Origin of the sequence: Micromonospora sp. WMMD882, assembly GCF_027497255.1 — a bacterium.
GTDB lineage: Bacteria > Actinomycetota > Actinomycetes > Mycobacteriales > Micromonosporaceae > Micromonospora.
The window spans coordinates 5693350-5710723 of the sequence record NZ_CP114903.1 but is presented as its reverse complement, the minus strand read 5'-3'; the positions used below and the strand labels follow the sequence as shown (position 1 = coordinate 5710723).

17 protein-coding genes and 1 pseudogene are annotated in these 17374 nt (G+C 72.1%); 10 read left to right on the top strand and 8 right to left on the bottom strand.

The annotated features are described in order from the left end of the window. Positions 1-30: 30 nt before the first annotated feature. From O7606_RS24645 to O7606_RS24635, 3 genes are read right to left on the bottom strand one after another with little or no spacing between them, the layout of a single operon-like run. A complete protein-coding gene (locus O7606_RS24645; protein WP_281596377.1) occupies positions 31-1038 on the bottom strand; it encodes an ABC transporter permease in 1008 nt (335 codons plus the stop codon). Then, the gene (locus tag O7606_RS24640; protein WP_281599861.1) at positions 1038-2066 is read right to left on the bottom strand and encodes a dipeptide ABC transporter ATP-binding protein; all 1029 of its coding nucleotides are present in this window, start codon (positions 2064-2066) and stop codon (positions 1038-1040) included. Before O7606_RS24640 ends, O7606_RS24645 begins: the two co-directional genes overlap by 1 nt. 50 nt (positions 2067-2116) lie before the next feature. Further along, complete coding sequence (locus O7606_RS24635) at positions 2117-3214, bottom strand: ABC transporter ATP-binding protein (RefSeq protein ID WP_281596376.1); 1098 nt, start codon at positions 3212-3214, stop codon at positions 2117-2119. Between the two features lie 217 nt (positions 3215-3431). On the opposite strand from O7606_RS24635, the pseudogene O7606_RS24630 reads away from it, so the two are divergent. The 6 genes and pseudogenes from O7606_RS24630 (at position 3432) to O7606_RS24605 (ending at position 11142) form a co-directional block, all read left to right on the top strand. Next, positions 3432-3977 (top strand): annotated as a pseudogene (locus O7606_RS24630) (Uma2 family endonuclease). Between the two features lie 33 nt (positions 3978-4010). After that, positions 4011-5447 carry a TldD/PmbA family protein gene (locus tag O7606_RS24625; RefSeq protein ID WP_281596375.1) on the top strand — a complete coding sequence of 479 codons (1437 nt, stop codon included), beginning with the start codon at positions 4011-4013 and terminating at the stop codon, positions 5445-5447. 238 nt (positions 5448-5685) lie between these two features. Then, a complete protein-coding gene (locus O7606_RS24620; RefSeq protein ID WP_281596374.1) occupies positions 5686-7086 on the top strand; it encodes a metallopeptidase TldD-related protein in 1401 nt (466 codons plus the stop codon). A gap of 258 nt (positions 7087-7344) precedes the next feature. After that, the gene (locus O7606_RS24615) at positions 7345-8151 is read left to right on the top strand and encodes a hypothetical protein (RefSeq protein ID WP_281596373.1); all 807 of its coding nucleotides are present in this window, start codon (positions 7345-7347) and stop codon (positions 8149-8151) included. Between the two features lie 13 nt (positions 8152-8164). Further along, positions 8165-10090 carry a fumarate reductase/succinate dehydrogenase flavoprotein subunit gene (locus tag O7606_RS24610; protein ID WP_281596372.1) on the top strand — a complete coding sequence of 642 codons (1926 nt, stop codon included), beginning with the start codon at positions 8165-8167 and terminating at the stop codon, positions 10088-10090. Further along, positions 10090-11142, top strand: a complete 1053-nt coding sequence (locus O7606_RS24605) for a succinate dehydrogenase/fumarate reductase iron-sulfur subunit (protein WP_281596371.1) — start codon at positions 10090-10092, stop codon at positions 11140-11142. Before O7606_RS24610 ends, O7606_RS24605 begins: the two co-directional genes overlap by 1 nt. A 180-nt stretch (positions 11143-11322) precedes the next feature. On the opposite strand, the gene O7606_RS24600 is transcribed toward O7606_RS24605, so the two are convergent. Then, positions 11323-11763 (bottom strand): (deoxy)nucleoside triphosphate pyrophosphohydrolase, encoded by a 441-nt coding sequence (locus tag O7606_RS24600; RefSeq protein ID WP_281596370.1) that lies wholly within the window; start codon positions 11761-11763, stop codon positions 11323-11325. A gap of 185 nt (positions 11764-11948) precedes the next feature. On the opposite strand from O7606_RS24600, the gene O7606_RS24595 reads away from it, so the two are divergent. After that, on the top strand, positions 11949-12263 hold the full coding sequence (locus O7606_RS24595; RefSeq protein WP_281596369.1) for a 4a-hydroxytetrahydrobiopterin dehydratase: 315 nt from the start codon (positions 11949-11951) through the stop codon (positions 12261-12263). 131 nt (positions 12264-12394) lie between these two features. Here O7606_RS24595 and O7606_RS24590 read toward each other — a convergent pair whose 3' ends face one another. Continuing rightward, positions 12395-12685, bottom strand: coding sequence for a hypothetical protein (locus O7606_RS24590; protein ID WP_281596368.1), 291 nt, complete (start codon positions 12683-12685; stop codon positions 12395-12397). A gap of 478 nt (positions 12686-13163) precedes the next feature. Between O7606_RS24590 and O7606_RS24585 the strand changes: the two genes are divergently transcribed. The 3 genes from O7606_RS24585 to O7606_RS24575 all read left to right on the top strand — a co-directional run bounded on the left by O7606_RS24585 (position 13164) and on the right by O7606_RS24575 (position 15433). Continuing rightward, entirely contained in the window at positions 13164-13526 is a 363-nt protein-coding gene (locus O7606_RS24585; protein ID WP_281596367.1) for a PH domain-containing protein, read from the top strand. Between the two features lie 203 nt (positions 13527-13729). Further along, on the top strand, positions 13730-14518 hold the full coding sequence (locus O7606_RS24580) for a class I SAM-dependent methyltransferase (RefSeq protein ID WP_281596366.1): 789 nt from the start codon (positions 13730-13732) through the stop codon (positions 14516-14518). Between the two features lie 210 nt (positions 14519-14728). Then, complete coding sequence (locus tag O7606_RS24575) at positions 14729-15433, top strand: ElyC/SanA/YdcF family protein (RefSeq protein WP_281596365.1); 705 nt, start codon at positions 14729-14731, stop codon at positions 15431-15433. Positions 15434-15470: 37 nt separating this feature from the next. Here O7606_RS24575 and O7606_RS24570 read toward each other — a convergent pair whose 3' ends face one another. From O7606_RS24570 to O7606_RS24560, 3 genes are read right to left on the bottom strand one after another with little or no spacing between them, the layout of a single operon-like run. Further along, complete coding sequence (locus tag O7606_RS24570; RefSeq protein ID WP_281596364.1) at positions 15471-16547, bottom strand: hypothetical protein; 1077 nt, start codon at positions 16545-16547, stop codon at positions 15471-15473. Further along, positions 16544-16795: a hypothetical protein gene (locus O7606_RS24565; protein WP_281596363.1), complete on the bottom strand. Its 252-nt coding sequence runs from the start codon at positions 16793-16795 to the stop codon at positions 16544-16546. Before O7606_RS24565 ends, O7606_RS24570 begins: the two co-directional genes overlap by 4 nt. Next, on the bottom strand, positions 16795-17118 hold the full coding sequence (locus O7606_RS24560; RefSeq protein WP_281596362.1) for a DivIVA domain-containing protein: 324 nt from the start codon (positions 17116-17118) through the stop codon (positions 16795-16797). Before O7606_RS24560 ends, O7606_RS24565 begins: the two co-directional genes overlap by 1 nt. Positions 17119-17374 lie beyond the last annotated feature (256 nt).

The following is a 17374-nucleotide window of genomic DNA, read 5'->3' as shown; positions in this document are numbered from 1 at the left end:
CTGCGCTCCTCGCGCTCACCGGAGCCCTCCTCACCGGGACGACTTCGGGTCGAGCGCGTCGCGCAGCGCGTCGCCGAACAGGTTGAACGCCAGCACCAGCGCGAAGATCGTGACGCCCGGGAAGAACACGTACGCCGGGTCGGTCTGCAGGTACGGGATGCTCTGGAAGATCATCCGGCCGAAGTCGGCGGTGGGTTCGAGGATGCCGATGCCGAGGAACGACAGCGCCGCCTCGCCGGTGACGTACTGCGGCACGGCGAGGGAGAACGCCACCAGGATCGGCGCCCACAGGTTCGGCAGGAGCTGCCGGAACACCATGTGCCCCAGTCCGGCCCCGCTGGCCCGGGCCGCCTCCACGAACTCCCGTTCGCGCAGCGAGACCACCTGCCCCCGGACCAGCCGGGCGGTGCTGGTCCAACCGAACGCGGCGAAGACGCCGATCAGCACGGCCACCTGGAACCAGGCCGGCACCTCCTCGCGCGGGCCGTAGAAGCGCAGCGCCACGGTCGGCACCACCGCCAACGCGAAGATCAGGAACGGCAGGGCCAGCGCCACGTCGGTGATCCAACTGAGCACCGTGTCGACGGCGCCGCCCAGGTAGCCGGCGAGGATGCCGGTGACCACCCCGATCGTGGTGGTCACCACGGCGGCGGCGAACGCGATGAACAGCGAGGTGCGCAGCCCGTACACCATCCGGATGAAGATGTCCCGGCCGAGCCGGGGCTCCAGCCCGAACCAGTGCTCGCCGCTGACCCCGCCGACGTAGCCGAGCGGCATGCCGTTGCCGTCCAGCAGCTCCTGGAACTGCTCGTTGGGGCCGACCCCGTACAGCTTGGCGATCAGCGGGGCGGCGAGCGCGACGGCCAGCAGGACCAGCAGCACCGCGCCGCTGACCAGCGCCGTCCGGTCGCGGCGCAGCCGGGCCCAGGCCAGTTGGCCGGGCGACCGGCCGGCGACCTCGCGCGCCGCCGCGCCGCCGGCCTCCGCCGCCGGGTCCAGCTCCGCCCGGACCTCACCATCCACCGGGGACAGGCTCATCACGACACCCCGTTCGGTACGACCACCGCGTCCCCGGCCGACGCCAGCGGCTCGGTCTCGGGGTGGTGGCAGGCGGTGGCCTGACTGCCGCCCGCCCTCGGCACCAGCGCGGGAACCTCGACGGCACACAGGTCGGTGGCCTTCCCACAACGGGTCCGGAACCGGCACCCCGACGGCGGATCCAACGGCGTCGGCACGTCCCCGACCAACCGGATCCGCCCCGCCGCCCCCACCCCGGACACGTCCGGCACCGCCGACAACAACGCCCGCGTGTACGGATGCTGCGGACGCCGGTAGATATCCGCCCGATCACCGATCTCCACGATCCGCCCCAGATACATCACCGCCACCCGCTGCGACACATGCCGCACCACCGCCAGATCATGCGCGATGAACACGAACGCCAACCCCAGATCCCGCTGCAACCCCCGCAACAGATTGATCACCTGCGCCTGGATCGACACATCCAACGCCGACACCGGCTCATCCGCCACGATCAACCTCGGCGACAACGCCAGAGCACGGGCGATCCCCACCCGCTGCCGCTGACCACCCGAAAACTCGTGCGGATACCGGTTGTAGTGCTCCGGGCTCAACCCCACCAGCTCCAACAACTCCCGCACCCGGTTACGCACCCCACCCGGCGGAACGATCCCGTTGACCTCCAACGGCATCCCCACGATCCGCCCCACCGTGTGCCGGGGATTCAACGACGCGTACGGATCCTGAAAAACGATCTGCACGTCCTGCCGCAACCGACGCAACTCCCGCCCCCGGGCCCGACCGATGTCCCGCCCCGCGAACGTCACCGTCCCCGCCGTCGGATCCATCAACCGCACCAGCATCCGCCCGGTGGTGCTCTTACCGCAGCCGGACTCCCCCACCAGACCCAACGTCTGCCCCGCCGACACGGTGAAGTCCACCCCGTCGACCGCCCGCACCACACCCGACCGCCGCCACCCCTCCCGCACCGGAAAATGCTTCGTCAACCCGGCGACGGACAACAACGGCTCGACCCCGGCAGCCACCGCGCCCGACCCGGCCCCGGCAGCTCCCGCGCCCGACCCGGCCCCGGCGGTCACCGGGCCGCCCCGACGCCGATGGCCTCCTCGGACCGGATCCGGGCCCGGTCCCCGGCCGGCAGGTGACACGCCACCCGATGCCCCGGCTCCCCGGCCACCGGCAACAACTCCGGCACCACACTGCGGGACCGGCCGTCGGTGCGGTCGGCCCACCGGCAGCGCGGGTGGAACGCGCACCCCGACGGCAAATCGATCAGGCTCGGCGGGTTGCCCGCGATCGGCGTCAGATCCGCCTCCGCGTCACCCCGCAACGACGGCACACTCCCCAACAACCCCCAGGTGTACGGGTGCTCCGGCGACCGCAGCACCTCACCCACCGGGCCGTGCTCCACCACCCGACCGGCGTACATCACCAGCACCTCGTCGGCCACCTGCGCCACCACCCCCAGATCATGGGTGATCAGCACGATCGCCGACCCGAACTCCCCCTGCAGATCCGCCAGCAGGTCCAGAATCTGCGCCTGCACCGTCACGTCCAACGCCGTCGTCGGCTCATCCGCGATCAACAACCGCGGGTCGTTCACCAACGCCATCGCGATCATCACCCGCTGCCGCATCCCACCGGAGAACTCATGCGGAAACTGCGCAAACCGCCGCCCCGGCTGCGGGATCCCCACCCGACCCAGCATCTCCACCGCACGAGCCCGCGCCTGACGCCGCGACACCCCCGGATGATGCACCCGATACGCCTCCGCGACCTGCCGCCCCACCGAAAAGTACGGATGCAACGCCGACAACGGATCCTGGAAGATCATCGCCACCTCCCGACCCCGCAACCGCCGCACCCGCTCCTCCGGCAACCCCACCACCTGCCGACCACCCACCCAGATCTCCCCCGACACCACCGCCCGCCGCGGGTCATGCAACCCCAACACCGCCAACGAGGTCACGCTCTTACCCGACCCCGACTCCCCCACGATCCCCAACGTCCGACCCCGCCCGACAGCGAACGACACCCCGTCCACCGCCCGCACCACCCCATCCTCCGTACCGAACCGCACCCGCAGCTCCGACACCCGCAGATACGGCCCGTCTGCGGTAGCATCACCGAACGTGTCGGGCCCGTGGGCCGACGTCGACACTGGCCCGCTCATGGCCCGACCACCTCCCGGCTGGCGAAGAGAAGTTGCAGTACGTCTCAGATGGTGAAAATAAGCTACAAGCCACCGTCCTGTCAGCCGTCGATCTCGTAACGAGTCGGCATCAGGCCGCGACGACCCGGCCGGGAAGCCCCGCCCACCGCACCCGAGGTGCGACGATGGCCCTGGCGACCACGAGAGGATTCCGGCCGGTGTCGAGGTGGAGGTGGAGGTGACCGCAGCCGTGTTCGGCCACGACGGACCGTGGACGGAGGAGGAGTACCTCGCCCTCGGCGAGACGCGCCAACGCGTCGAACTCTTCGACGGGAGCCTCCACGTGACCCCAGCACCGACCCCGCGCCACCAGCGCATCGCCCGCAGGCTCGGCAACGCCCTCGAACCGGCCGCCCTGACAGCCGGGCTGGAGCTTCTCGACGCGGTGAACGTCCGACTCCGACCCGGACGGATCCCGATCCCCGATCTGGTCCTCACCGACCTGATCGACTTCGACGATCCGATCATCGAGGCCGGTGCCGTCCGGCTGAGCTGCTAGATCGTCTCTCCGAGCAACGCCGCCACCGACCGGGTGCTGAAGATGCACTACTACGCCGAGGCGGGTATCCCCTGGTACCTCCTGGTCGAGGAGAACGGCACGCTGCGCCTCTACCGGGAAAAGGACGGCCGCCACCTCGCGGAGACCGTGGCCGGCCTCGACGACCTGTTGGAACTCACCGAGCCGGTGCGCGCCACGATCCGTCCCCGGGATCTCCTGCCCTGACAACTGTCAGGGGGGTCGCCTAGGGTCGGGGCCATGACCGAGTTCGACGCGGCGACGGCCGCCGTGCAGGCCGCCCTGGACGCCGGAGCCCGGTACGCCGACGTACGGGTGATGCACCGCCGCTACGAGTCGATGTCGGCCCGCAACGGGCAGATCGAGGAGCTGGCCCAGGATTCCGACCTCGGGCTGGGGGTGCGGGCGCTGGTCGGGTCGAGCTGGGGCTTCTACGCCGTACCCGATCTGTCGGACGCCGTGGTCCGCGACGCCGGCCGCCGCGCCGCGCGGATCGCCGCCGCGAGCGCGCGGGTGCCCGGCCCCCCGTTGGATCTGGTCGCCGCCCCGCCGGTCACCGCCTCCTGGTCCTCCCCGTGCGCGGTGGACCCGCTCGGCGTGCCGTTGAGCGCCAAGGGTGACCTGCTGGTGGCGGCCACCGAGACGATGCGGGCGCACGGGGCCGACCAGGCCGAGGGGCTCTACCAGGTGTGGGACACCACGAAGTGGTTCGTCTCCAGCGAGGGCCACCGGATCGACCAGCACATCCGCGAGTGCGGCGCGGGCATCTCGGCCACCTCGATCGGTGACGGCGAGACGCAGCGCCGGTCCTGGCCCAGCTACCGGGGGCAGTACGGCACCACCGGGTGGGAGCTGGTCGACTCGCTCGACCTGACCGCGCACGCCGCCCGGCTGGCCGAGGAGTCCCGGGCCCTGCTCACCGCGCCGCTCTGCCCGGCCGGCGAGACCGACCTGATCCTCGGCGGCGAGCAGCTCGCGTTGCAGATCCACGAGTCCGTCGGGCACGCCATCGAGCTGGACCGCATCCTCGGCTGGGAGGCCGCCTTCGCCGGCACCTCCTGGCTCGACCTGGCCCAGCTCGGGTCGCTGCGGTACGGCTCCGAGCTGATGAACGTCACCATCGACCCGACCATCCCGGGCGCGCTCGGCAGTTTCGGCTTCGACGACGAGGGCTCCCCCGCGGTCGCCCGGGACGCGGTCCGCGAGGGGCGCTGGGTGGGGGTGCTCGCCGGGCGGGACTCCGCCGCCGTCGCCGGCCTCGACCACGGCGGCAGCGTACGGGCCGACGGCTGGGCCCGGCTGCCGATGGTGCGGATGACGAACGTCGGCCTGGAGCCGGGCCCGCACACCCTGGACGAGATCATCGCCGCCACCGACGACGGGGTGCTGATGGACATCAACCGGTCCTGGTCGATCGACGACAGACGGCTCAACTTCCAGTTCGGCTGCGAGATCGGCTGGGAGATCAGGAACGGCCGGCGGGGCCGGATGCTGCGCAACCCCACCTACACCGGGATCGGGCCGCTGTTCTGGCGCTCGATGGACATGCTCTCCTCCGAGGTCGTGCCATGGGGCACCCCGAACTGCGGCAAGGGCCAGCCGGGCCAGATCGGGCACACCGGTCACCCGGCCGCCCCGGCCCGCTTCCGCAACGTCCGGGTGGGGGTGACGGCGTGAGAGCGAGGAACGCAGCGCAGCGGAGTCCCGCAGCCGCGAACGAAAGGCCGACGGCGTGAGAGCGAGGAACGCAGCGCAGCGGAGTCCCGCAGCCGCGAACGAAAGGCCGACGGCGTGAGAGCGAGGAACGCAGCGCAGCGGAGTCCCGCAGCCGCGAACGAAAGGCCGACGGCGTGAGAGCGAGGAACGCAGCGCAGCGGAGTCCCGCAGCCGCGAACGAAAGGCCGACACCGTGAGAGTGAGCGACGAGTTGGAGTTGGCCGGGCGGGTGGTGGAGCTGGTCCGCAGGTCGACCGGGCCGGGGGCGCAGGCCGAGGTGACGGTGACCCGGGCGGAGCTGTCGTTGACCCGGTTCGCCAACTCGTTCATCCACCAGAACGTCGCCGGGTCGCAGGTCACGGTCCGGCTGCGGGTGCACGTCGACGGCCGGACGGCCACCGGCAGCGGCAGCCTGACCAGCCCGGACGGCCTGCGTGAGCTGGTCGAGCGGACGTTGCTGGCGGCCCGGCTCGGCCCGCCCGACCCGGGCTGGCCGGGGCTGACCCTGCCGACCGCGACGCCCGCCGTCGGTGACGTCGACGAGTCGACCGCGTACGCCGAGCCGGCCGACCGGGCCGCCCGGGTGCGCGCGTTCGTGGACGCCGCCGGTGGGCTGGAGACGGCCGGCTACTGCCGCACGTCGCACCACGTCGCGGCGTTCGTCAACACGGCCGGGCACACCGCCCGGGGGCGGTCGGTCGACGCGGCCATGGACGGCATCGCTCGTACCGGTGGGGCGGACGGGGTGGCCCGGATCGCCGCGGACCGGCTCGCCGACCTGGACGGCGCGGCCCTGGGGGCGCGGGCGGCGGCCAGGGCGCGGGCCGGCGCGGCCCCGGTCGAGCTGCCGCCGGGGCGTTACGAGGTGGTCTTCGAGCCGGCCGCCGTGTCCGACCTGCTCACGAATTTCTCCTACTACGGCTTCAACGGAAAGGCGTACGCGGAACGGAAGTCCTTCGCGCGGCCGGGCGTGCCGCAGTTCGACCCGTCGGTGACCCTGGTGGACGACCCGTTGGCCGCCACCGGGCTGCCGTTCGACGTGGAGGGCACCCCGCGCGGCGCGTTGCCGCTGGTGTCGGCCGGGGTGACCAGCTCGGTGACGCACGACCGGCGGACGGCCGCCGCGGTGGGCGGCACGTCGACCGGGCACGCCGGCCCGGCGTCGGCCACCGTGGGTCCGCTGCCGACCACGGTCCGGCTGCTGCCGGGCGGGCCGCCGGCGTCCCCGGTCGACGCGACGTCCCCGGTGGGGACGCCGGTCGGGCCGGTGGTCGACGCGGACACCGCCGCGCTGGTGGCCGGGGTACGCCGTGGGCTGCTGGTCAGTGATCTCTGGTACACCCGGGTGCTCGATCCGAGGGCGCTGACGGTGACCGGCCTGACCCGTAACGGCGTGTGGTTGATCGAGGACGGGGCGCCGGTCGGCGCGGTTCGGAACCTCCGTTTCACCCAGGCGTACCCGCGGGCGCTCGCGCCGGGCGGGGTGCTCGGCGTGGGGCGGGCGGCCGTCCGTCAGCCGGGCCGGGCCGACGGCGTCTGGTGGAGCGCGCCCCCGCTGCGCCTGGCGGAGTGGAACTTCACGGGTAACGCCTCCGGCTGACCCGGGCGGGGTGAGGTTCTTAACATCCGTTGTCGATTGGTGCGGTCCGGCTTTCCATCGGGCAGCTCACACGCGACACTCCCTGCGCGAACGGCTCACAGCGAGCGGCGTAACGTGTGTCACTTAGCTGCGTCGGTACGCCCCGGCGTGGCCGTGGGAGTGCGCAGGGGACGTGGCTGCGGGGGCGGTGCGCCGACCCGCGTGCCCGGCCGGAACAGGATCCGTGCCCGCGAGGGCCCCGTCAGGGAGACAACTGGAATGACTTCAACGGCAACGAGGCCGCGGGGCGCGCGAGCGCGCGCCGCCATCGCGGCGAAGACGTTGCGTACGGACCGCTGGTGGTTGGCACCGCTGATCACGGTCGTCGGTCTCGGCGCGTGGGTCGCCTACGCGACGGTGCGGGTCTTCATGCACAAGTGGTACTGGGTCGACGAGTACCACTACCTGACCCCGTTCTACTCGCCGTGCGTGACGGACCGCTGTCTGCCGGAGGCTTCCCACTTCGGGCAGTTCCTGCCCGGCTGGTGGATCATCCCGGACGCGGCCCTGACCCTGCCGTTCCTGCTGCTGTTCCGGTTGACCTGCTACTACTACCGCAAGGCGTACTACCGGTCGTTCTGGCTGTCGCCGCCGGCCTGCGCCGTCCCGGACGGGCACCAGACGTACTCGGGTGAGACCCGCTTCCCGCTGCTCGGGCAGAACCTGCACCGTTACTTCTTCTACGCCGCCGCGATCATCTCGCTGATCAACACCTGGGACGCGATCCTCGCCTTCCACTCCCCGGAGGGCTTCGGCTTCGGGCTGGGCAACATCATCCTGCTGGTGAACGTGGTCATGCTGTGGGCGTACACGATCTCCTGCCACTCCTGCCGGCACATCATCGGCGGCCGGTTGAAGCACTTCTCGAAGCACCCGGTCCGCTACCGCGCCTGGACGGGCGTCTCGTGGCTGAACGTGCGGCACATGCAGCTCGCCTGGATCACCCTCGGCACGCTGGCGTTCACCGACTTCTACGTGATGGCGCTGGCCGCCGGCTGGTTCAGCGACCTGCGGTTCATCAACTAAAGGGCCCACACAGATGACTACGCGAATCGAACGACACCACTACGACGTCGTCGTGATCGGGGCCGGTGGCGCCGGTCTGCGGGCGGCGATCGAGGCCCGGCTGGCCGGCAAGAAGACCGCCATCATCTCCAAGTCGCTGTTCGGCAAGGCGCACACGGTCATGGCCGAGGGCGGGGCCGCCGCCGCGATGGGGAACGTGAACAGCCGGGACAACTGGCAGGTGCACTTCCGCGACACGATGCGCGGCGGCAAGTTCCTGAACAACTTCCGGATGGCCGAGCTGCACGCGAAGGAGTCGCCGCAGCGGATCTGGGAGCTGGAGACGTACGGCGCGCTCTTCGACCGGACGAAGGACGGCAAGATCTCGCAGCGGAACTTCGGCGGCCACGAGTACCCGCGGCTGGCGCACGTCGGTGACCGGACCGGCCTGGAGCTGATCCGCACCCTCCAGCAGAAGATCGTCTCCCTCCAGCAGGAGGACAAGCGGGAGTTCGGCAGCTACGACGCCCGGATCCGGGTGTTCTCCGAGACCACGATCACCGAGCTGGTCCTGGACGGGGACCGGGTCGCCGGGGCGTTCGGCTACTACCGGGAGTCCGGCGAGTTCGTCATGTTCGAGGCGCCGGCCGTGGTGCTGGCCACCGGCGGCGTCGGTCGCTCGTACAAGGTCACCTCGAACTCGTGGGAGTACACCGGCGACGGGCACGCGTTGGCGCTGCGCGCCGGGGCGACGCTGATCAACATGGAGTTCCTCCAGTTCCACCCGACCGGCATGGTCTGGCCGCCCTCGGTGAAGGGCATCCTGGTCACCGAGTCGGTCCGGGGCGACGGCGGCGTCCTCAAGAACTCCGAGGGCAAGCGGTTCATGTTCGACTACGTGCCGGACGTGTTCCGCAAGCAGTACGCGGAGACCGAGGAGGAGGCGGACCGCTGGTACTCCGACCCGGACAACAACCGGCGTCCCCCGGAGCTGCTGCCCCGCGACGAGGTGGCCCGCGCGATCAACAGCGAGGTGAAGGCGGGCCGGGGCACCCCGGCCGGCGGCGTCTACCTGGACATCGCCTCCCGGAAGTCGGCGGAGGAGATCAGGCGTCGCCTGCCGTCGATGTACCACCAGTTCAAGGAGCTGGCCGACGTCGACATCACCAAGGAGCCGATGGAGGTCGGCCCGACCTGCCACTACGTGATGGGCGGCGTCGAGGTGGACCCGGACTCCGGGGCCGCGTACGGCAACGTGCGTGGGCTGTTCGCCGCCGGTGAGGTGTCCGGCGGCATGCACGGCTCGAACCGGCTCGGCGGCAACTCGCTGTCCGACCTGCTGGTCTTCGGCAAGCGGGCGGGCGGCCACGCGGCCACGTACGCCGATCAGCTCACCGCGCGCCCGAAGGTGCCGGTGGGCGCGGTCGAGGCCGCCGTGGACGCCGCCCTGGCCCCGTTGCAGCGGGACACCGGCGAGAACCCGTACGCGCTCCAGCAGGACCTCCAGGCGGTGATGGGCGACCTGGTCGGCATCATCCGGCGCGAGGGTGAGCTGGCCGACGCGCTGGTCCGGCTGGCCGAGCTGCGGGAGCGGGTGGCGAAGGTCAGCGCGTCCGGCGGCCGGCGCTACAACCCGGGCTGGCACCTGGCGCTGGACCTACGCAACATGCTCGTCGTGTCGGAGTGCACCGCGATGGCGGCGCTGGAGCGGCAGGAGTCGCGCGGCGGCCACACCCGGGAGGACTTCCCGACGATGGACCCGAAGTGGCGTCGGGTGAACCTGGTCTGCTCGCTCGACGGCGACACGGTACGGCTGGAGCACAAGCCGCTGCCGAAGATGCGCGCCGAGCTGATCGGCCTGTTCGACCGGGCGGAGCTGGCGAAGTACCTGACCGACGAGGAGCTGGCCGACTTCGACGCCCTCGTCGCCGACGCCGAAGCCGAGGAGGCGGGCAAGTAATGGGCAGCAAGCGCCAATTCCGGATCTGGCGGGGCGACGAGAACGGCGGCGACCTGCAGGACTACACCGTCGAGGTGAACGAGGGCGAGGTCGTCCTCGACGTCATCCACCGGCTCCAGGCCACCGAGGCCCCGGACCTGGCCTGCCGGTGGAACTGCAAGGCCGGCAAGTGCGGGTCCTGCTCGATGGAGATCAACGGCAAGCCGCGGCTGGGCTGCATGACCCGGATGTCGACCTTCGAGGAGGCGGAGACCGTCACGGTCACCCCGCTGCGGACCTTCCCGGTGATCCGGGACCTGGTCACCGACGTCTCGTTCAACTACGAGAAGGCGCGGGAGACCCCGGCGTTCGCGCCGCCGGAGGACCTGGCCCCGGGCGAGTACCGGATGAAGCAGGTCGACGTGGAACGCTCGCAGGAGTTCCGCAAGTGCATCGAGTGCTTCCTGTGCCAGACGGTCTGCCACGTGATCCGGGACCACGACGAGAACAAGCAGGCCTTCGCCGGCCCGCGCTACTTCATCCGGGCCGCCGAGCTGGACATGCACCCGCTCGACACCAAGAGCGACCGCAAGGAGTACGCGCAGGCCGAGCAGGGTCTCGGGTTCTGCAACATCACCAAGTGCTGCACCGAGGTCTGCCCCGAACACATCAAGATCACCGACAACGGGATCATCCCGATGAAGGAACGGGTCGTCGACCGGAAGTATGATCCCCTGGTGTGGCTTGGCAGCAAGATCTTCCGCCGGGGGCAGGACGAGTCCACCCGGAACGTGGCGCAGCCGCAGGTCGGCGTGCACCACGGCCTGCACTCGCACGCCGGTGGCTCGCACGACCAGGGCGCCGAGGCGCAGGCCCAGCGCGGCCTCAACTGGAACCGTGAGGTGCCGCACCCGACCGCCCCGGCGGTCGACGAGCGGGGCCGGCTGCCGCTGAGCGAGCTGACCTTCGACCGGGCCGCCGCGCCGTCGCCGTTCGGTGACGACGTGACGTTCCCGCTGCCGGCCGAGCACCTGAACTACGCGCACCCGGAGCAGGACGAGCCGAAGCACTAGCGACGGGCAGGGCGGACGGAGTGACGACGGGGGTCGTGCGGCGCCAGCCGCGCGGCCCCCGTTCTGTCGCTGATCGGGCAGCGCAGCCGCCCGTCGGCACGCGATCCTGATCCGGGGACGGGCGCACCGGGCCTGCGGCGGGTCAGGTCCGGTCGAGGAGAGGGCTTGCCGGCCCGAGGCTCAGGGCTGGCCGAGGAGGGGGCGGAGGGCAGCGACGATGGGGACGTCGGCGGGGAGCCAGGGGACGCTGTCGAGCTCGTCCGCGGTCAACCAGCGCAGGTCGGCGTGCTCCAGCGCCTGCGGCTGGTCGCCGCCGAGCAGCCGGGCCGCGTACACCTTCAGCACCGACCGGCCGTGGGCCATCCGGACGTCCCGGCCGACCCGCGCGCCGATCTCCACACGTACGGCGAGCTCCTCGGCGCACTCGCGGACCAGGGCTGCGGTCTCGGTCTCCCCCGGCTCGACCTTGCCGCCGGGGAACTCCCACCGGCCGGCGACTTCGGGCGGGGCGGACCGGGCGCAGGCCAGCACCCGGCCCCCGGCGATGATCGCCGCGCCCACGACGACCTTCAGCGCTGGGCGCTCGGTCTGCCCGCTGCCACTAATACGTTCGGTCCGCACGGCTGACCAGCCTGCCAGATCAGTCGGCGGTTTGGGTACCTCGGTCGACCGCTAGGCCAGGAAGAGAGGTAAATGTGGGCGTGGACACTCCCCTCCGCCCGGGGACAAACTAGGGAACACCAACAGGGACACGGGATGGCGACGATTTGGCCACAAGCCGGCAACGACGCCTGGGAGGTGCGGTGATGCGCGCGCTGTTCCGCAGCCGAGCCACCAAGCGTGACTACCTGAGCGACGCGCTCGCGCTGCTCTCCGAGTGGACGCGGGAGGGGGAGCAGATCCGGCGGACGCTCGTCATCGACGACTCGCAGCACGCCGCCCTGACCGAGCGGGTCAAGGTCGTGGCGGATGCCCTGCGCCTGCGCCCCGAGATCAGCCGCTCCGCCGACCGGACCCAGATCCGGCTGGGGCACCGGGGCGACGACGAGCCGCTCGGTGAGGGCGAGGTCCTGCTGGCCGCCCGCATCGAGGACGCCTACCGCGCCGTCACCGACTCCTGACCCGTCCCGATCGACGCCACTCCTTGATCGACTCCGCTCTCTGATCGACGCCACTCCTTGATCGACTCCGTTTCGCCGATACGGGGGCATCGCCTCACCAGGTCAGCCCCTTATCAGGGACATGGAGTCGATCAACTGCCCGCCCCGGCCGCCCGCCGCCGCTTGGCGTCCCGGCCGAGCAGCCAGTTGCAGCCGGCCGAGACCGCCAACCCGGGCAGGACGAGCAGGGCCACCTCGTCCGCCAACATGATCAGGGCGAACGGCAGCAGCCCCAGCCCGGCCCCCAGGTAGAGCCACCCCCGACGCCGGTCGGCCCGATCCCGCCGGAGCACCCCCGCCACCAGCAGGGCGCCACCGGCCAACGTCCACAGCGCGGCGAACGCGGCGATCACCCACACCGCGACGGTCCAGAGCATGTCCATCCGCCGGTGCCTCCTGCCGCCGTAGCCCGACCGTCCCACAGCCTAGGCCGCGCGCGGCCCCTTGAGTCGTCCCGACCTCGGCAACAGCGAAAAGGGATTTCGGGCCGCGCCACCGTCCCGGCCCCTGGGGGCGCCTGGCCCAGCCTGCCGTAACGCCGCCCCGCCATCCCCGGTCCTGATGCGCGGCCAGCCGGCAGGGCACTCCGCTCCGTTCCCTTTGGAGCTGCCCCAGATATGGGGCAGCGGGCGGGCAGGCGTCCCGGAACAGGCGGGGCAGGCGTCCCGGAAGCGGCGCGCCCGTGAACCGCCCCTGAGCAACGCGTCCCGGAAACGGCGCGCCCGAGAACCGCCCCCGAGAACCGCCCCTGAGCAGCGCGCCTCGGAAGCGACGCGCTTCCGTTGGCGCTCCGGACGCCGCGCCCCCACCCTGCGCCCTCGGGGCATCGACGGGTGGCAGGGCATACCTATCGTGGGATTCATGGCGAACGCGACGTACGACCGGAAAGAGCAGTACAACCAGATCCAGAGCGGCCTGCTCCAGGGTGAGGAGATCATCGCCGTCTACGACGCCATCGGCGCCGGCACCGGATTCATCGGCCTCACCGACCGGCGTGTGATCATCCAGGACCGCTCCTTCGTCGGCAAGCGGTACGCGATCACCAGCATCCCGTACTCGAAGATCACGAGCGTGAGTGTGGTCAGCAACAAGTCGTGGGGCGGGCAGTTCTTCTCCACCGGGTCGATCGCGATCCACGTCGGCACCCACACGTACGAGGTGGAGTTCCGGGGCTCGGACAAGACCCACCACGTGCACAACGTGATCCTGCACTACATCAGTTGACACAAATGGGTTGCGCGGGCGGGGCGGCTGCCGGTTGGCTGGTGGGCGTCGTCGAGCGAAGGGAGCCGATCATGAGGCGTACGCCGAGGTCCGTAGCGGCAGGAACCAGCCAACCCACGGAATCGAGGCTTCGTGAGTACGTACGCTCCCGTAGTTCCGGCGCGGCCACGCGCCACTGACCGCACCACCCCGGGAGGTCGCTGATGTCGATCTTCGACGATCCCGGGCTGTTCGGCCGGCTCTGGGCCGACACCTACGACGGCCCCGGCGGTAACCCTGACCCGGCCCCGGCCGTCGCCTTCCTCGCCGACCTGGTCGACGGCCCCGACCCGGTGGGCGGAACCAGCCCGGCCGGCGACAACGGTCCGGCCGGTGGCGGCGGAGTTCTTGAGCTCGCCATCGGCACCGGGCGGGTGGCCCTGCCGCTCGCCGAGCGGGGCATCCCGGTCGAGGGCGTCGAGGCGTCCCCGGAGATGGTGGCGAAGCTGCACGCCAAGCCGGGCGGCGATGGCATCCCGGTCGCCATCGGCGACATGGCGGACGTGCCGGTGACCGGCCCGTACCGGCTGGCGTACCTGGTGTTCAACACCCTGTTCAACCTGGTACGCGAGGAACGGCAGGCGGACTGCTTCCGCAACGTCGCCCGGGTGCTCGCGCCGGGCGGGGCGTTCGTCATCGAGACGTTCGTGCCGGACCCGGCCGACTTCGACCGGGACGAGCAGGTGCAGATGCGGGAGGTGACCGAGGATTCGGCCACCATCCGGCTGCACCGGTACGACCGGGCGGCGCAGACGTTCGTCCGGCAGACGATCCGGTTCGACGCCGACGGGGTACACCTGCATCCGTTCGCGATGCGTTACCTGTGGCCGGAGCAGATCGACGCGCTCGCCGAGCGGGCCGGTCTCCGGCTCACCGAGCGGTACGCCGACTGGGACCGGTCGCCGTTCGACGCCGACAGCCGCTCGCACATCTCCGTCTACCGCAAGCCGTAGACGGGTAGCCGCAGGCCGCAGGCGTGGTCGGTCCGGCCGGCGGGTGGGAGCGTTCATCGCGTTCCCGTCCGCCGGCCGGGCCCTCGTCCGGCCATGATCAGGGCCGTCGCCGGCGCTGGAATACTGGGTGACATGCGGGGACGGCTCGGTGGGGCGGCGGCAGGACTTCGGGCGAGGGCAGGACTTCGGGCGGCGGCAGGGCTTCGGGCGGTGGTGGTGGTGGCAGGCTGGCTGCGGCGGGCCGTGCTGGCGGTGCCGCGCTGGCTACGGTGGACCGTCGCGGCGGGCCTCGTCGGGGTGGCGCTGCTGACGACCGGCACCGTCGCCAGCGTGGCGTGGATCCGGGACGGCGCGCAGGGCCGCGTCTTCACCGCGGCGACGGTGCCCGAGGCGCCGGTGGCCCTGGTGCTCGGCACGAAGGTGTACCCGGACGGCACCCCGTCGCCGTTCCTCGCCGGCCGGCTGGAGATCGCCCGTACCCTGCTCACAACCGGCAAGGTCGGCGCGATCCTGGTCTCCGGCGACAACATGAACCACGACTACAACGAGCCGGAGGCGATGCGCCGCTGGCTTGTCGACCGGGGTGTGCCGGCCGACAAGGTCGTCCTCGACCACGCCGGCTTCGACACGTACGACTCGTGCGCCCGCGCGAAGCGGATCTTCGGCGTGGACCGGGCGACAGTGGTCACCCAGGCGTTCCACGTGCCCCGCGCGGTGACCGTGTGCCGGCAGCTCGGCGTCGAGACGTACGGCGTCGGCGACGAGACGGCGAGGGCGTACGACCGTACCTGGCGGATCAGCGCCACCCGCGAGCACCTGGCCGCCGTGAAGGCCGCCCTGGACGTCCTCTCCGGCCGCGACCCCGCCCACCTCGGCCCCCGCGAACCCGGCATCGAGGACGCCCTCCGCCGCTGACCTCCTCCCCACCTTGTTGATCAAGAGCTTCCGAGCGTCACGCCTCCCGGTCGCGGTTGGCCGTGCCGGGCGGGCGTAGGCCGAGGGCGGCCAGCGCGGCGGCGAGCGTGCCACCCCGGGCGAGCGGCTGGTAACCGTCCCGTTTCCGCAGGTGGACGCGGCAGCCGTCGGCATCGAAGCGGACCAGCACCGGCCGCTGCGGGTAGCGCCCGGCGAGCCGCACGCACGCCGCGACCGGGTCGACGCCCCCGGTCAGGTCCGGCAGCGGTGGCGCGGTCTGCGGCACCCCGACCGGCGTCGTCGGGTCGGCCGGCACGGCGGCGGTTACCGCGTCGTCCAGGTACCGCAACTGGAACGCGAGCGCCGCCTCGGCCGACGGCCAGCCGGGCGGGCCGATCCGATCGTCGGGTGTGCCCGGCGGCACGATCCGCGTTGTCCACCACCGCCCCGGCGCGGTCGACGGGTGCTCCGGGTCGTACCGCTGGTCGAGCACGCCGACCGCCAGCTCCAGGCCGAGACCGACCGCGAGGCGGATCACCGTGGCCAGTGCCGGCGTCTCCGGGGCCACCGCCGCGCCCACCAGCCGTGCGCCGGGCCGCCCGGCCGCCGTCCGGCGCACGGACCGGTTCGCCGGCTCGGACGCCGGGCGGCTGGGGACGCCGCGTCCCAGATGGACCCACCAACCCGGGTACGCCCGGCCGACGATCGCCGTCGCCACCCGGGCCCGCGACAGCTCGGGCGTCACGTACGGGGTGAAGTCGGACGGCAGCGGCACCGTCGAGCCGGTCGGCGGCGCCGGTGGCGGTGGCACCCCGACCGCGTCGGCCAGCTCGGCGACCAGCGGGGCGAGCGCCAGCTCCCAGCCGACGCCGTCCGGGGTGGGGGTGGGCGGCACACTGCCCGGCACCACGTTCAGCGAGGCGACCGCCCCGGTGTCGAGGTTCGCCACGGTCAGCACGAGCTGCGCCCGCCGCTTCCCGTACCCGCCGCAGCCGGCGCACGCCTGGGCGGAACTGCCGGCGACGTCTCGACAGCGGACACCGTCCAGGCAGGTCAACCCGGCGCAGGTCGGGCAGTCGACGACGGTGGACCAGCCGCCGGACAGCCCGCTCATCGCGGCAGCCGCCGCGCGCACGGCCCGTCGTGACCGGCCCGCAGCACGCAACGCCGGCCGCCGGCCAGTCGGGCGTCACAGAACACCCGATGCCGTACGTCCTGCTCGTCCTCGTACGACACGGTGGTCTCGCCCGGGTCGAGCTGCGACAGCACGCTCGCCCAGCGGGCCACCACCCGGGCCAACCGGACCGCGCCGGCCAGGTCGCGGGCCGCCACCGGCAGGTGGATCACGAACCGCCCGGCCATCAGCGGTACGCCCGCTGGTTGGCGCGCGGGCGGCGCGCTTCCCCGTCGGCGCACGGCCGGTACGCGTGGTCGTCGACGCGCGGCGCGAACTCGGACTGCCAGCGGCGCAGCGCGTCCTTGACCCGGCCGGTCTCCTCCCGGCTCTGGTGCAGCTCCGCGTAGAGGCTGTTCAGGTCGTCGGCGACCTGGCGCAGGAAGTCCTGCACGTCGTTCGGGTCCAGGCCGCGCCGCAGCAGGCCGACGCTGCGGAACCGTCGCCGCCGCACCTGCCAGGGCCGCAACGGCGGGTACGCCGCCGACCGGTACACGCCGCCGCCGGTCACCGGCCGGCTGGCAGCCGGGTGGCCTGACGGCCGGTGACCGGGTGTCGGCTGGCCCGGCGGCCGATGGCCGGTGGTCGGCTGGCCCGACGGCCGGTGACCGGGCACCCGCTGTTGGATGGGCCGGGTCGACCGGGCGAGCCTGGTCAGCCGGGAGAGGAGCCGCATGCCGCTTCCGCCTTCCTGGGGGGATCTGGAAGGGGTGGTCCACCCGCCCGCCGCGCACGGGCGGACCACCCCGCCCTGCCGTCGCAGCTCA